The organism is Streptomyces rishiriensis (assembly GCF_003112535.1).
In the GTDB taxonomy this organism is placed as follows: Bacteria; Actinomycetota; Actinomycetes; order Streptomycetales; family Streptomycetaceae; genus Streptomyces; species Streptomyces rishiriensis.
Genome location: NZ_BEWA01000007.1, coordinates 12263 through 25989, shown reverse-complemented (window position 1 = coordinate 25989; position 13727 = coordinate 12263). Strand labels below are relative to the sequence as shown.

Below are 13727 nucleotides of genomic sequence, written 5' to 3'. Positions count from 1 at the left end.
ATGCCGCAGATCACCGTCGAAGTCTCCTCCGGGCTCGACCACGTCGACTGGCGCGGATTCGCGCTCGAACTGCACCCCGTCGTCGTGGAGACCGCGGCCGCGCGGCTGGAGGCGTGCAAGACGCGGGTCCTGCGCACCGAGGAGGACGTGGTCGGAGCCGTCGCGGCGGACCGCGACGGGGGCCCGGCGATCGTCAACGTCACGATCGCCCTGCTGGCCGGCCGGACCGAGGAGACCAAGGCCCGGCTCACCGAATCCGCCCTGGAGCTGCTGCGCAAGCACATCGCGCCGGTCGACGGCGTGAGCCTGCACGTGTCCGCCGAGGTCCGCGACCTCGACCCGTCGTACCGCAAGTACGAGGCCTGACCGCTCAGGACGCTCAGGACGCGAGGGCGATCAGCCGGGTGGCCAGGCCGCCGAAGGGGCCGTCCGCCGGCTCGCCGCCCAGCACGGGCCGCAGCAGCGTGCGCAGCTCGTCGTCGTAGGCCGCGCTGACGGCGGTCAGCGCGGCGAAGTCGTGCACGAGCTGCCGTTCCAGCTCCTCGCGCGGGATGCGCCGCCCGTCCAGCCAGATCAGCGCGGTCGACTCGGCGAGCGAGATCCAGGAGCGGACGACGAGTTCCAGCCGCGGCGGCGGGTCGGCGATGCCCAGATGCGACAGGATCTGTTCGTAGGCGACCTGCCGCACGGAGTCGACGAGCGCGTTGGTGGTCGACGAGCCGACCGCCGGGCCGCCGCGCATGAGGGCGGAGAAGCCGGGCCCGTGGGCGTCGACGAAGTCGAAGAACCGGTGCATCACACGCAGCAGCCGGGCGCCCAGCGGGCCCTCGTGCGGCTCGCGGAACCGGCTTGCCAGATCCTCCGACGCCCGCTTCAACGCGGCCTCGTACAGGCTGAGTTTGCCGGGGAAGTAGTGGTAGACGAGGGGGCGCGAGATACCCGCGGCCGCGGCTATCTCGTCGATCGAGACCTCGTCCGGCGAACGCTGGGCGAACAGTTCGAGGGCGACGCCGATCAACTGCTGCCGACGCTCCTCGACTCCCATTCTGCGACGAACCCCGGTAGTCATACGAACACCTTACCGATCGAATCCGGACTCGAACGGACCGGATCGGACCGGTCCGGTCCAGGTCTTCCCCTTGATCCGCCGACGGTCCAGATGCGCCCCCGGCTCCCAGCGCGGCAACCGGGCCCCCTCGAGGCGCAGTCGGACGACGCCGTCGGCGACCGTCTCGCGGCCGGCCGGCCGCAGCCGCAGTGCCCGCGACCGGGGCCGCCCGGAGACCGGCTCCTCCAGGGCGGGCATCGGCCACAGCGGCGAGGCCCGGATCCGGTGCCGCAGCGCCCGCCGGACCAGCAGCGCGGCGCCGGCGACCGCCCCCAGGGACATCGGCTTCGGCATCAGCAGGCCCGGCTCAGACAGCGCGGGACCGACCTCAGCGGATCGCCGGTCGCGGGCAGCGTGCCCCGCCGGTCGCGGACGTAGAAGTCCTTGAGGGAGCCGCGGCCGTCGACCAGCGTGGGGTCGTTCGCCATGAAGAAGCGGCTCCCGCGCTGCCACAGGAACACCATCGTGGCGAACGCCGTCGCCCAGGTCCGCACCCGGCGCCGGTAGCCGCCGTCCACGTGCTGGAAGAGGTCCAAGGCGACGGACCGGTGCTCGACCTCCTCCGCGCCGTGCCAGCGCAGCAGGTCCAGCGTCAGGAGAACGACACCTTGCGGGCCTTGAGGGGCGCCCGGTCGGCCTTGTTGGACATGACGTCAATGTACTGATGGGTAGCCCATGGGTGAACCCCTGGGCGAGAACCCGCGTGAACCCGCGAGAACGAGCCGTCAGCGCAGTCCGCTGATCGGCCGTCCGTCCCTCAACTCGCCCTCCAGGCCGGCCTGCGCGCCCTGCTTCGCCGCCACCGTCAGCAGGTTTCCCCGCCCGGAGCCGCGCACCGCGCCCGTCGACCGCACGGACGCCGTCTCCTTGTCGCCGGCCGCGAGGAGGTACCAGTGGCCGCCCTTGGACTTCCACAGCACCCCGGCCAGCACATGCGGATCGCGCGGACCGCAGGCCGGCACGTCCCCGGCCCTCGCCACGGCCGCCCCGAACAGCCCGCCCGGCGTGTGGAACTGGGCCAGCACCCGGTTCCCGTCGCCCCGCCAGGTCTCGGCCCTGGTGCACACCCAGCCCGCCGAACCGCTCCCGTCGGGCAGCGGCTGGCGCGCGTAACCCCACGCGTTGACCGTCCGCACGCCCTGCCCGCGCGCGTCGGCCAGCGAACACGCGAACGGCGCCCAGGTCCGCAGCGCCTGCGCGCCGGTCGCCTCCCGGGCCGCGCCCGGACGCCCCGCGGTGAGGCGGGCGGGGACGAGCTCGCCGAGGTCGCTGAGGAGGTGGCTGCCCGAGGCGTCCGTCAGCTGGAGCACGTTCCAGGTCGTGCACGCGCCGGTCCGGGTGGCCGGGCTGGCCAGCGGCGAGGTGATCCCGTCGGTCAGCGTCAGGTCCATCGCCCCGGCGCCCGGCTTCGACAGATCCCGCTCGGCGGCCTTGGTCACCCAGGGGGCCGTGAGATAGCGGACGTTGCCGTCGGCCCGGTCGAGCACCAGCGCGGCCGCCTCGGTGCCCGTCGCGCCGTCCACCCGCGCGAAGTCCAGGGCCGCCCCGGCCGTGCCGTCCCGGGGCTCCGCGTAGCGGGCGATGCGCAGCCCGTCGTAGAGGATCACCACGCGCGCGTTGCCGACCTCGCCCGCGTAGAGCAGCTGCGGCGGACCGGCGGGACCGCCGCCGGGCGTCTCCGGGGTCGCGGAGACCTGGACGGTCTCCCCGGGGCGGGCCCAGACGGCGAGCGCGCGGCGCAGCAGCGTGGTGTCACGAGTCAGTGCGCCGCGCGCGGGCCACACCGAGAAGTCGGTGCGGGCGGAGGTCTTCCAGACGGCGGGGGAGATCCTCACCAGCCGCCCGGGGTCGAGGGCGGCCTCGGCGGCCGGGTTCTGCGCGTACACCGGCGCGGCCGCGCCGTCCGGTCCCCAGCCGTCGCCGGGCAGCGCGACCAGCGCGCCGCACACCGCCAGCGCGGCCGCCGCGGCGAGCGCCGCCCGGGTGTGCCGGCGCCGGCGGATCAGATCGGTCGGCCGGGCCTGCAGGGCGCAGGGGTCGAACTCGGTGGACTCGGCGAGCAGCGCGTACTGAGCGGCCGGGACCCCGGAGGCCTCCCGCAGGGCCGCCTCGACCTGCTCGACGCCGGCCTCGGTCAGCGCCTCGCGCACATCGCCGTCCGGAAGCCGCTCCAGACCGCGCAGGACGTACGCGGCCCGCGCCGGACCGGACAGTTCGGCGAGCCGCTGGTCGAGGGCGAGTTCGTCGGCCCCGCCGGGGCGGGGGAACAGGCGCAGCCCCCACACCTGGGGGAACAGCGGCGGCAGCTGCGCCCGCTTGGGCCGGCCCCGCAGCGTCAGCGGCCGCCCCGCCTCCAGCGCCGTGCGGACCACCTGGAGACGGACGTAGGCGTACCCGGGGTCGCCGTCGCGGCCGGTGGACTGGGCGGGGATGACGGGAGCGGAGGTCCGGCCGCGGGGCAGGGCGCGCTGGACGAGGGCGTGCGCGGTCAGGACGCGCCGGCCCCGGCCGAGGCCGGGCGGCAGCACCAGATAGGCGAGCCGGACCAGACGCGGGTAGTGCTCGACGAGCGCGGCTTCGGCCTGCTCGACGTCGACGATCCGGTCGGCGGCGGATCCGGCTGCGGGGCGCGGGGCGACATCCTGTGACTGCACGTTCAGCAGAACGAGCGAGACGTGCGATGGTCACCGCGCCCCGAGCCGGACCGCACACCGAGCCGGACCACACACCGCACACCGCGCCGGAGCGCACACCGCGCCCCGAGCCGGACCGCACACCGCGCCCCGAGCCGGACCGCACACCGCGCCCCGAGCCGGACGCACACCGCCTCAGTCGGTGACGAGCGCCCGTGCGTAGTTGGCCATCGAGCGCTGGTAGCGCGGCAGATGAGGGGCCAGGGCGCCGAGGACCAGGGACAGGCCCTCGCGGTCCCGGCCGAGGCTCGACAGGCACAGGGCCAGCGTGGCGCGCACGGCATCGTCCAACTCGTCCGACGGGGCTGTCAGTTCGGGGGTCAGCAGTTCGACGCCCTCGTGTGCGCGGCCGATGTTGCGCAGCGAGCTGGAGAGCTGGATCTTGGCGCGTCTGCCCTTGTAGCCGCTGACGTCGCTCAGGCCGCGGGCGAGCGCCTCCCGGTACAGCGGGGCCGCCCGGTCCGAGTGGCCGGTGGAGTCCCAGGCGCAGGCCTGCTCGAACAGGCCCAGCGGGCTCCCCTCCGGCAGCTCGGCGACGAGCGCGTCGATCACGGCCCTGAAGTCCGGCGCCTTCTCCTGCGGATAGTCGTCGAAGGAGGCCCAGGCGGCGGTCACGCGATCTTCCCAGTCGTGGTTCACCGGCCCACTCTCGCACGCGTGTCCCCACCCGGCACCGGTATTTTGAGCGCACCGCGCGCGGGAGCCGTATCCAGGGCGAGGCTCTCGCTTGGAGGAACAGATGAAGATGACCCGACCGATGCTCGCGGCGGCCGCCGCCGCTGCGGCGCTGCTGCTGGCGGGATGCTCTTCCGGCGACAAGGAGGCGGCCGTCCCGCAGATGGCGACCGGCAGCCTGGAGCACATCGCCGCCCAGGTGAAGTGCACGCCCGACATGCAGACCGACGCCGACGAACTCCGCCAGGCGCTCTGCAAGAACTCCGCCGGAAAGTTCATCCTGCTGACGTTCGCCACCGACCGCGGCCAGCGCGAGTGGATCAACGGGGCCAAGGACTACGGCGGCCACTACCTGGTCGGCCGCAAGTGGGTGGCCGTGGGCGAGGAGACGAGCACCGTGACCGCGTTGCGCAAGACGCTCGGAGGGGACATCGAGGAGGGCACGGACCACTCCGCGCACGCCTCGCACGAGGCCTCGGAAGGCGCCGCGCACTCCGGTCACTGAACGACCCGCCGTCATCGGACGGTCCCGGCACACGACGAAAGCCGGCGGTGAGGAATCCTCACCGCCGGCTTTCTCGGTCGGCGTGCTCAGCCCGACCTGTCAGCGCGTCACTGGCACTTCTGGCCGGTGTTGATGCAGTTGACCATCTTGTTCATCAGGTTGGTCGAGAAGAAGTTGATGAAGTCGTTGTGGTCGGTGATCGGCTTGTGCAGGTTCTCCGGGAAGGTGTCCACCGCGTAGGGGTTCACGACCTTCCCGTTCTGCAGCTTCGGGGCCGGGACGTTGTAGACCAGCCGGACCTGGAGCTGGGGGATCGCCTTGAAGCCGTTGGCGCAGGTGCCGTCCGCCTGGACGAAGGCCACGTGCGTGCGGTGGTTGGCGGAGTCGATGTTCTTGCCGTCCCAGCAGCTCTGGAAGTCGGTCGTCCGCACCACCTGGCTGCCCTGCGGGCAGATCGGGTACTGCGTCTCCAGCTGCACCTTGTTCTCGAAGCCGGTGCAGCTCCAGTTCACGTTGGCGTTGCCGTTGCCGTTGACGAAGGCCTTGGCGTCACCGGTGATGATGCGCAGGGCAGTGGGCATCGCGACGACGTTGCCCTTCTTGTTGCCGACGAACTTGATCTGCGCCTGGACGGGCTTCAGGATCTTGCCGACGTTGCCTTCCTTGCCGCCGCCGTCGTTGTTCTGGTCGAAGTCCTGCGTGCCGTTCTGGACACGGAGCACCGGCCAGAAGTACGAGGACTTGTCGCCCTGGTTCTGGCAGCTCGTGCCCGCGGCGGCCAGCTTCTGGTCGCTCGCGAACGCGTCGTTGTTCTGGTTGCCGACGTAGTCGTGCAGGTGGTGGGCGCCGTTCTTGACGCCGGGGGCCACGATCACGTTGTCCGTGTTGTGGTTCTTGTTGCCGTTGGTGCCGCAGTTCGAGGTGAAGCTGCCGCGCGAACCGCTGTTGCCGTTCGCGGGAAGACCGTTCTGCCCCACGCCCAGCTGCGCGTTCCCCTGGACCTTGGTGATGTCCACGAAGTCCGCGGCGACCGGGCCGTTGCCGCCCTGGCCGTTGTTCTGCTGGCCGCCCTGCTGCTGGCCGCCCTGCTGCTGGCCGCCGCCCTGCTGCTGGCCACCGTTGTTCTGCTGGCCGCCGCCCTGCTGCTGGCCGCCGTTGTTCTGCTGGCCGCCGTTCTGCTGCTGACCGCCGTTGGCCTGCCCGGCGTTCGTGTTGTTCGCCGCCTGCGTGGTGCAGGCCGCGAGCTGGCTCAGCGAGTTGTCGAACTGGCCGCCCGAACGCTGGATGTTGATGCGGATCCGGTCGATCGTCGCGGCCCGCTTCTCCTTGAGGGGACCGACGATCGCGTTCTGGACGAAGCCGGAGTCACCGGCCTGGGCCTGGCGCGTCGAGGCGAGCCGGGCGTAGGCCTCGGTGATCTGCTTGTCGAGGTTGGCCAGCTCGGTCGCGACGCCCTGCTTGGCCCCGTTGGGCACGCTCGTCAGCTTCTGCCCCACGTCCGGGCAGGAGATGGTGGCGACCTGCACGGCCGCGTTGGCGGCCTTGGTCTCGTTCTGGCCCGAGCTGTTCGACTCGTGCGCCGAAGCGTAGAAGTTCGCCCAGATCAGCCCGCCCCCGCCGAGCGCTAGGGCCGCCGATGCTGCCACGGCCTTGGTGGCCATCGACGAACGGCGTTTACGTGTGTTGCGTCCCATGGAACTCCTCTGACTTCCTTGCGGGGCAGCATCGAGGCGCCCGACAGGAGTGAAGCTGAAGCTGCTTCCTCCCTTACGCATCCCGCCTCACAGGTGTTCAGCCCCGCTCAGAAATTCATGAGAGCCCACTGCGACAAAACAACCCCAAAACCCTCACACCATGCCGCAGTTGGCGGCTCAGTGATCCCGGTCCAGATAGGCCAGCACCGCCAGCACCCTGCGGTTGTCGTCGTCCGAGACCTCCAGACCCAGCTTCACGAAAATGTTCGCGGTGTGTTTGGCGACCGCCCGCTCGGTGACGACCAGGCTGCCCGCGATCGCCCCGTTCGACCGGCCTTGCGCCATCAGCTCCAGAACCTCCCGTTCGCGCGGGGTGAGCCGGTCCACCGGGCCCCGGCTGTCGTTCGCCCGGCGGGCCAGCAGCTGCTGGATCACCTGCGGGTCCATCGCCGTGCCGCCCGCGGCGACCCGCCGCACGGCGTCCACGAACTGCTCCGCGTCGAACACCCGGTCCTTCAGCAGATACCCGACCCCGCCGCTGCCGTCGGCGAGCAGCTCACGCGCGTACAGCTGCTCGACGTGCTGGGAGAGGACGAGCACCGGCAGCCCCGGCCTCCTGCGGCGGGCCTCCAGCGCGCACTGCAGACCCTCGTCCGTGTGCGTGGGCGGGAGCCGGACGTCGACCACGGCGACGTCCGGCTCCAGTTCGGCGAGGGCCCGCTCCAGTTCGGGCCCCGTCTCGACCGCGGCGGCGATCTCGAAGTCGTAGGCCTCCAGCAGCCGGACGAGACCGTCCCGCAGCAGGAAGAGGTCTTCGGCTAGGACAACACGCAAGGGATCTCCATGGTCACCATGGTGGGACCGCCGGCGGGCGAGCCGACGGCCAGGACGCCGTCGAATGTACCGAGCCGGCGCTCGATCCCGGCCAGCCCCGAGCCCGCCCCGATCGCCGCGCCGCCCCTGCCGTTGTCGGTGACGGAGATCCGCAGACTGCCGTCCGAGTGACGCAGGTCGACCCAGATCCGGTCGGCGCCGGAGTGCTTGACCGCGTTGGTGAGCACCTCGCTCACCGCGAAGTAGGCCGCCGACTCCACGGGAGCGTCCGCACGGCCGCCGTCGATGTCGACGCTCACCTCGGTGGCGACCGGCAGCCGCAGCGCCAACGCCCGCACCGCGTCGCCGAGTCCGCGCTCGGCCAGCACCGGCGGATGGATGCCGCGCACCAGGTCGCGCAGCTCGGAGAGCGCCTCGGCGGACGACTGACGGGCCTGCGCGAGCAGTTCCTTGGCCTTCTCCGGGTTCTTGTCGACGAGCATCTCGACGGTGCCGAGGTCCATGCCCATCGCCACCAGCCGAGCCTGGGCGCCGTCGTGCAGATCCCGTTCGATGCGCCGCAGCTCGGCGGCGGACGTGTCCACGGCGTCCCGCCGCGTCTCCGTCAACACCCTCACACGCTCGGCGAGTTCGGCCTGGGTGGGGGAGAGCACGGCCCGGGTGAGGCGGAAGTGGTTGGCCAGCAGACGCGGGGCGTGGAGGTAGCCGAGCACCAGGAGCACGCAGGCCAGGGCCGCCGCGCCGAAGGCCGACGCCTGGCCGGTGACCGGCACGAAGCCGTACCAGTAGGTGTCGCCGGTCGCGTCCCGGTACACCCGCCACATCCCGGCCGCCAGCGCGAACCCCTCCACCGCGTAGAGGACCAGCGCGGCCGGCAGCAGCGCGGTGAGGTAGCCGGCCGTCATGTCGACCAGAAGCCACCGCAGATCACGCCAGGTCGCCGGGTCCTGGAGCATCGCGGTCGTACGCGCCCACGGCTTCGCGTCCTCCGGCACCGGCCGGTAGGCCGAGGGGATGCGTATCCCGCACCACTTCGCCGCGAGGGCCCGCCGCCGGTCGGCGAAGGACCGCACCCAGGTGAGCGCCCACGGCGTCGTGAACAGCCCGACCCCCACGGCCGGGACGAGCGCGATCGAGACGACGGCGGCCGTGTAGCACAGGATGGCCTCGGGCAGGCACACCAGGGCCAGGACGAAGGCCCGGCCGGAGGCGAGCGCCGCCGCCCGCGCCCGGGTGCCCATGCTGCCGCTTTGCGTGTTGGCGTTCATGGCGTCAGTCTCGCGGACCGCCGGTCGGCGGTCACTGGGCCGAGGTCCCCGCTCAGGGGGTGGTGCGAGATACACCCCCCGGGTCCGCGGCGCCGATGCCCGCGCCTTCCGTGCCCGCGCCTTCCGTGCCCCCGCCTCCCGTGCCCGCCGCGAGGACCTTCGCCTCGACCTCCGGATCCAGGCCCTTGCGGGGACGGTCCGGACGCTGGGGCGCCACGCCGCCGATCGACGTCAGCCAGCTCCAGGTGTCGGCGACGGTCTCCTCGACGGGGCGGCAGACGAGCCCCGCCGCGACCGCCCGCGAGACGTCGGCCGCGTGCAGGGCGTCGTGCATGTCGGTGCCCGGCGGAACCCAGACGGGCAGCTCGGTCCATGGCTCGATGCCCGCGTCGAGGACGATCTCCGGCGCGGTCCAGCGCAGTTCGGCGTCCGAGCCGGTGGCGCGCACGCACGCCTCCAACAGCTCGCCCATCGTCGCGTGGCCCTGCGGGCTCATCAGGTTGTACGGCCCGCCGAGCTCGTTCCCGACCGCGCCCAGGATCCACTCGGCGAGGTCGCGGACGTCGACGTACTGCAGGGGCAGGCCGTGCGGGCCGGGTGCGAGGACCGGCCCGCCGCGCGCGATCCGGGTCAGCCACCCGGGCAGCCGGCCGATGTTCTCGTACGGGCCGAGGATCAGCCCGGCCCGTACGAGGACGCTGTCCCGCTCGCCGAAGACGTCGAGGGCGGCCAGCTCGCCGCCGCGCTTGTCCCGGGCGTAGTCGCTCTGCCCGGCGCCGGGTTCGGCGCCCTCGACGAGCGCCGCGTCCTCGGCGTACCCGGCGGGCGGGGCCCAGGCGTACACCGAGCAGCTCGACACGTACACATACCGGCGGGCGCGGCCCCGCAGCAGCCGCGCCGCCTCGTGCACCGCGCGCGGGGCCGCCGACCAGGTGTCCACGACGGCGTCCCACTCGCCTTCGCCGGGGTCGGCGAGCGCGGCGAGGCCCCCGGGCGCGGTGCGGTCGCCGGTCAGCGACCGGACGCCGGAGACGGGCGCCTGCCGTCCGCGGTTGAGGACCGTGACGTCCCAGCCCCGTCCGAGGGCCGCCTCCACGACGGCCCGCCCCGCGAACTCCGTCCCGCCCAGCACCAGAAGTCTCATGCCGTGACTGTGCCCGGTCCGGGCGCGACGCGGAACCGTGCTCTGCCGTCGGCAGACGAACCGGGTCAGCCGCCGGTCGGCGGGGTGTACTTGTAGCCGACGCGTCGCACCGTCTGGATCGACTGGCGGTGCTGTGCGCCCAGCTTGCGGCGCAGCCGCGCGATGTGGACGTCGACCGTGCGGCCGTCGCCCACGTGGCCGTAGCCCCAGACCGTGGTGACGAGCTGGTCGCGGGTGTGCACCCGGTTCGGGTGCGTCACCAGGTGCGCGAGCAGCTCGAACTCCAGGTAGGTCAGGTCGAGTTGCCGGCCGTCGACCTCGGCGGTGCGCTGCACGGGGTCGATCCGCACGAGCGGGCGTCCGGCGCCCTCGGCGGGCCCGGCCTCGTCGGCTGCGGGGTGCTCCGGCACCGCGACCGGCAGGAAGGGCGGCTGCTGGTCGGCCGGGACGAGCACCAGGTAGCCGATCATCGGCGGCCGGCCCGGCAGCGCGGGCAGGGTGTGCTGGGGGGCGGGCAGCCAGGTCGCGCCCGGCGGCAGGAAGTCCGCGACGTCCACCACCTCGTCCCGGTCGACGGCCCGCAGCCGGTGACGGGCGGTGCCGTTCGCAGCGGTGGAGTTCGCGCCGGTGGCGGTGGGGGTGAGGGAGGGAGCGGAGGAGAGAGAACGAGTGGTCGCCATGAGAGGTCAGCTCTTTCGCGCGAGGGGTTCGTCGGGGAGGACGACGGCCGCGACTCGTGGTCGGGCTCGTCGAGGACGTACGTCGTGCGCGCTGGCCGAAGGCCGGGGTGTACGGCTTTAGAGGGCCGGCGCGTTCGTCGCGCGGCAACACACCCGGTCGAAGTCGTGGTGCTGACGGGAGGGCCAGAACGGCTCGAGGTCATGGCGACCCGTCGCGCTGTTCTTCTGGAATCCGGCCATGGACCCATTGAAGCAGACACCCGCCCGTCGCAGGAGCCTCCTCTCACAGCTTGGACGAATCCTCGGCGCGAAGCCGGCCCCGGCCCGCCGCTGCGGGGACAGCCGGAAGGGGCGCCCGCCGGCTCGGCGGGCGCCCCTTCCGGGAAGTGCGGGGATCAGACCTGGGCGGCCTTCTCCAGCGCCGAGCAGCAGGTGTCCACGATCAGCCGGGTCACCAGGTACGGGTCGACGTTGGCGTTCGGGCGGCGGTCCTCGATGTAGCCCTTGCCGTCCTTCTCGACCTGCCACGGGATGCGGACCGAGGCGCCGCGGTCGGAGACGCCGTAGGAGTACTCGTTCCACGGGGCCGTCTCGTGCAGACCGGTCAGACGGTCGTCGATGCCGGCGCCGTAGTTCTTGACGTGGTCGAGCGGCTTCGAGCCCTCGCCGAGCGACTCGCACGCGGTGATGATCGCGTCGTAGCCCTCGCGCATCGCCTTGGTGGAGAAGTTGGTGTGCGCGCCGGCGCCGTTCCAGTCGCCCTTGACCGGCTTGGGGTCGAGGGTGGCGGCGACGCCGAAGTCCTCGGCGGTGCGGTAGAGCAGCCAACGGGCCACCCACAGCTGGTCGGAGACCTCAAGCGGCGCCAGCGGGCCGACCTGGAACTCCCACTGGCCGGGCATGACCTCGGCGTTGATGCCGGAGATGCCGAGACCGGCGGCGAGGCAGTTGTCGAGGTGCGCCTCGACGACCTCACGGCCGAAGATCTCGTCCGCGCCCACACCGCAGTAGTAACCGCCCTGCGGGGCCGGGAAGCCGCCCTTGGGGAAGCCGAGCGGGTAACCGTCCTGGAAGAACGTGTACTCCTGCTCGATGCCGAAGATCGGCTCCTGGGCGGCGAACTTCTCGGCGACCTCGACGAGCGCGGCACGGGTGTTGGACTCGTGCGGCGTCATGTCGATGTTGAGGACCTCGCACAGGACGAGGATGTCGTCGCCGCCGCGGACCGGGTCCGGGCAGGTGAAGACCGGCTTGAGGACACGGTCCGAGGCGTGGCCCTCGGCCTGGTTCGTGGACGACCCGTCGAAGCCCCAGATCGGCAGCGCGTCGAGACCGGCGGGAGCGCCCTCGACGATCTTCGTCTTGGAACGGAGCTTCGCCGTCGGCTGGGTGCCGTCGATCCAGATGTACTCAGCCTTGAAGGTCACGGGCCACTTCCTTCGGGGGTGTGTCTGACGCACCTGCGGGTGCTGCGGCACTGGGGCGCCGCCATTGCCCGGAAGCTTGTCAACAGGCGATTTCCCGATCATTGCTCGAATGTGAACCCCGTGTTACCGGGTGGTTCTGTGGTGCGCCTCACGCGGTGAGAGCCCAGGCCGGGAGCGGGGCGCGGGCGGGCAGGAGCGGGCGGTGGCTCGTATGCGAGGGGAGTGGGCGGCCGGGAACGGGGCAGACCCGGCCTCAGCCCGCCTCGGCCGCGGCCCGGCGCACGCCCTCCAGGAAGCCGCGGATCGCGGCCCGTTCCCGCTCGTCGTAGCCGTCCAGCAGGCCGGTCACGCGTCCGATCAGCGGGCCGAAGAAGGCCTGGCCCAGCTCCACCGCGCGCTCGTCCACCTCGACGACGACCTTGCGCCGGTCCGTGGCGCCGCGCACCCGCCGGACGTGCCCGGCGCGCTCCAGCCGGTCGACGAGGGCGGTCGTGCCCGCCGAGTTCAGGCCCAGCGCGGCCCCGAGCCGCCCGGCGGTGACCTCCTCGGTGGCCCGCCGCGCGTCCATGAGGACGATCAGTGCGCGCACGTCCGTCGGGTGCATCCCGTTGCGCTGCGCGAACCGGGCGCTGTGCAGCCCGAGTTCGACCGTCGCAGCGCGCAGCAGATGCACGGTCTCCAGGCGCGGGTCGTCGGTCGGCATACGGCGGTGCTCCCTCGGCTGTCATCTCGCTCAGCTATTCTCTCGCCGAGCGAGATAATATCGGAAGGCGTCGGAAGGCGTCGGAAGGCGTCGGAAGGCAGGGGGTGGGGCTCCATGGGTGCGTACGACGACGAGTCTTTCCAGGCGGCCTACGACACGGTCATGGCCAAGTGGCCGGCCGACCGCGAGGCCGTCCGGGTCCCCACCCCGTACGGCACGGCATACGTCAACGTCTGCGGCCCGCGCGACGCGCCCGCGCTGCTGCTCCTGCCCGGCGGCGGCGGAGCGACCTCGGCCTCCTGGTTCGCCCAGGCGGCCGACCTCGCCCGGGTGCGGCGGGTGTACGCCCTGGATCTCGTCGGGGCGGCCGGCCGCAGCACGGGGAACGGGGTGCGGACCCTCGCCGACCTCGACGCCTGGCTCGACGCGGTGCTGACCGGACTGGGCGTCGACCGGGCCGACGTCGGCGGCCACTCCTACGGCGGCTGGCTCGCGCTCCGCCTCGCGCTGCGTGCCCCCGAGCGGGTACGTCGCCTGTTCCTCCTCGACCCGACCCAGTGCTTCGCCGGCTACAAGGCGACGTATCTGCTGCGCGCCCTGCCGATGCTGGTGCGGCCCACTCCGCGCCGGGTGCGCGCCTTCCTGGAGTGGGAGACGGGCGGCGCGGGGCTGGACCCCGACTGCCTCCGGCTGCAGGAGGCGGCCGCGGGATTCCCGGCGGAACGGCCGGTGACCGGTCCGCGTCCGCGGCCTGACGCCCTGCGGGGGCTGCAGGCTCCGGTCCTGCTGCTCGTGGCCGCGAACAGCAGGACCTCGGCCCGTCCGAGGCTTCCCTCGGGCGGGGAAGCCTCCCCCGCGCACGAGCCGGCGGCCCGGGCGGGCGCGACGGTGCGCGATCTGGAGACGATCGTCCTCCCGGACGTCTCTCACCACGCGCTGCCGTCCGCCCTGCCCTCCGGAGCGGGCCGTCGGCTCATCGGGTTTCTCGGCGGCTGA

The 13727-nt window shown here is 72.7% G+C and carries 13 protein-coding genes and 2 pseudogenes; 3 read left to right on the top strand and 12 right to left on the bottom strand.

Annotated features, from left to right (window positions below; genetic code table 11):
• Positions 1 to 366 (top strand): 5-carboxymethyl-2-hydroxymuconate Delta-isomerase, encoded by a 366-nt coding sequence (locus tag Sri02f_RS12800; RefSeq protein ID WP_109001283.1) that lies wholly within the window; start codon positions 1 to 3, stop codon positions 364 to 366.
• A gap of 13 nt (positions 367 to 379) precedes the next feature.
• On the opposite strand, the gene Sri02f_RS12795 is transcribed toward Sri02f_RS12800, so the two are convergent.
• The 5 genes and pseudogenes from Sri02f_RS12795 to Sri02f_RS12775 all read right to left on the bottom strand — a co-directional run bounded on the left by Sri02f_RS12795 (position 380) and on the right by Sri02f_RS12775 (position 4440).
• Positions 380 to 1069: a TetR/AcrR family transcriptional regulator gene (locus Sri02f_RS12795; RefSeq protein ID WP_109001282.1), complete on the bottom strand. Its 690-nt coding sequence runs from the start codon at positions 1067 to 1069 to the stop codon at positions 380 to 382.
• A gap of 84 nt (positions 1070 to 1153) precedes the next feature.
• Positions 1154 to 1402 (bottom strand): annotated as a pseudogene (locus Sri02f_RS12790) (PDR/VanB family oxidoreductase); the annotation flags it as partial.
• Positions 1403 to 1407: 5 nt separating this feature from the next.
• Positions 1408 to 1698, bottom strand: a pseudogene (locus Sri02f_RS12785) (metal-dependent hydrolase); the annotation flags it as partial.
• 135 nt (positions 1699 to 1833) lie between these two features.
• Positions 1834 to 3762, bottom strand: coding sequence for a hypothetical protein (locus Sri02f_RS12780; RefSeq protein ID WP_109001281.1), 1929 nt, complete (start codon positions 3760 to 3762; stop codon positions 1834 to 1836).
• Positions 3763 to 3936: 174 nt separating this feature from the next.
• Positions 3937 to 4440 carry a tetratricopeptide repeat protein gene (locus Sri02f_RS12775; RefSeq protein WP_167467539.1) on the bottom strand — a complete coding sequence of 168 codons (504 nt, stop codon included), beginning with the start codon at positions 4438 to 4440 and terminating at the stop codon, positions 3937 to 3939.
• 100 nt (positions 4441 to 4540) lie between these two features.
• Between Sri02f_RS12775 and Sri02f_RS12770 the strand changes: the two genes are divergently transcribed.
• Positions 4541 to 4981, top strand: a complete 441-nt coding sequence (locus tag Sri02f_RS12770; protein ID WP_109001280.1) for a hypothetical protein — start codon at positions 4541 to 4543, stop codon at positions 4979 to 4981.
• Positions 4982 to 5088: 107 nt separating this feature from the next.
• Here Sri02f_RS12770 and Sri02f_RS12765 read toward each other — a convergent pair whose 3' ends face one another.
• The 7 genes from Sri02f_RS12765 to Sri02f_RS12735 form a co-directional block, all read right to left on the bottom strand.
• A complete protein-coding gene (locus Sri02f_RS12765; protein WP_109001279.1) occupies positions 5089 to 6675 on the bottom strand; it encodes a DUF1996 domain-containing protein in 1587 nt (528 codons plus the stop codon).
• Positions 6676 to 6852: 177 nt separating this feature from the next.
• On the bottom strand, positions 6853 to 7509 hold the full coding sequence (locus tag Sri02f_RS12760) for a LuxR C-terminal-related transcriptional regulator (RefSeq protein WP_109001278.1): 657 nt from the start codon (positions 7507 to 7509) through the stop codon (positions 6853 to 6855).
• A complete protein-coding gene (locus tag Sri02f_RS12755) occupies positions 7494 to 8777 on the bottom strand; it encodes a sensor histidine kinase (RefSeq protein ID WP_109001277.1) in 1284 nt (427 codons plus the stop codon). The genes Sri02f_RS12760 and Sri02f_RS12755 overlap by 16 nt, the downstream gene beginning before the upstream one ends.
• Before the next feature lie 52 nt (positions 8778 to 8829).
• Complete coding sequence (locus Sri02f_RS12750) at positions 8830 to 9921, bottom strand: NAD-dependent epimerase/dehydratase family protein (RefSeq protein ID WP_109001276.1); 1092 nt, start codon at positions 9919 to 9921, stop codon at positions 8830 to 8832.
• Positions 9922 to 9986: 65 nt separating this feature from the next.
• Entirely contained in the window at positions 9987 to 10601 is a 615-nt protein-coding gene (locus tag Sri02f_RS12745; RefSeq protein ID WP_109001275.1) for a winged helix-turn-helix domain-containing protein, read from the bottom strand.
• Between the two features lie 395 nt (positions 10602 to 10996).
• Positions 10997 to 12028 (bottom strand): glutamine synthetase, encoded by a 1032-nt coding sequence (gene glnII / locus Sri02f_RS12740; protein ID WP_109001274.1) that lies wholly within the window; start codon positions 12026 to 12028, stop codon positions 10997 to 10999.
• A 253-nt stretch (positions 12029 to 12281) separates the two neighbouring features.
• Entirely contained in the window at positions 12282 to 12731 is a 450-nt protein-coding gene (locus Sri02f_RS12735) for a MarR family winged helix-turn-helix transcriptional regulator (protein WP_109001273.1), read from the bottom strand.
• Positions 12732 to 12845: 114 nt separating this feature from the next.
• Between Sri02f_RS12735 and Sri02f_RS12730 the strand changes: the two genes are divergently transcribed.
• Positions 12846 to 13727, top strand: coding sequence for an alpha/beta fold hydrolase (locus Sri02f_RS12730; protein ID WP_109001272.1), 882 nt, complete (start codon positions 12846 to 12848; stop codon positions 13725 to 13727).

What these genes read in the sequence shown, in the direction of transcription:
- Sri02f_RS12800 (WP_109001283.1), top strand. Translation starts at nt 1, where the DNA reads ATGCCGCAGATCACCGTCGAAGTCTCCTCCGGGCTCGACCACGTCGAC.
- Sri02f_RS12795 (WP_109001282.1), bottom strand. Translation starts at nt 1,069, where the DNA reads ATGACTACCGGGGTTCGTCGCAGAATGGGAGTCGAGGAGCGTCGGCAG.
- Sri02f_RS12770 (WP_109001280.1), top strand. Translation starts at nt 4,541, where the DNA reads ATGAAGATGACCCGACCGATGCTCGCGGCGGCCGCCGCCGCTGCGGCG.
- Sri02f_RS12765 (WP_109001279.1), bottom strand. Translation starts at nt 6,675, where the DNA reads ATGGGACGCAACACACGTAAACGCCGTTCGTCGATGGCCACCAAGGCC.
- Sri02f_RS12755 (WP_109001277.1), bottom strand. Translation starts at nt 8,777, where the DNA reads ATGAACGCCAACACGCAAAGCGGCAGCATGGGCACCCGGGCGCGGGCG.
- Sri02f_RS12750 (WP_109001276.1), bottom strand. Translation starts at nt 9,921, where the DNA reads ATGAGACTTCTGGTGCTGGGCGGGACGGAGTTCGCGGGGCGGGCCGTC.
- Sri02f_RS12745 (WP_109001275.1), bottom strand. Translation starts at nt 10,601, where the DNA reads ATGGCGACCACTCGTTCTCTCTCCTCCGCTCCCTCCCTCACCCCCACC.
- Sri02f_RS12735 (WP_109001273.1), bottom strand. Translation starts at nt 12,731, where the DNA reads ATGCCGACCGACGACCCGCGCCTGGAGACCGTGCATCTGCTGCGCGCT.
- Sri02f_RS12730 (WP_109001272.1), top strand. Translation starts at nt 12,846, where the DNA reads ATGGGTGCGTACGACGACGAGTCTTTCCAGGCGGCCTACGACACGGTC.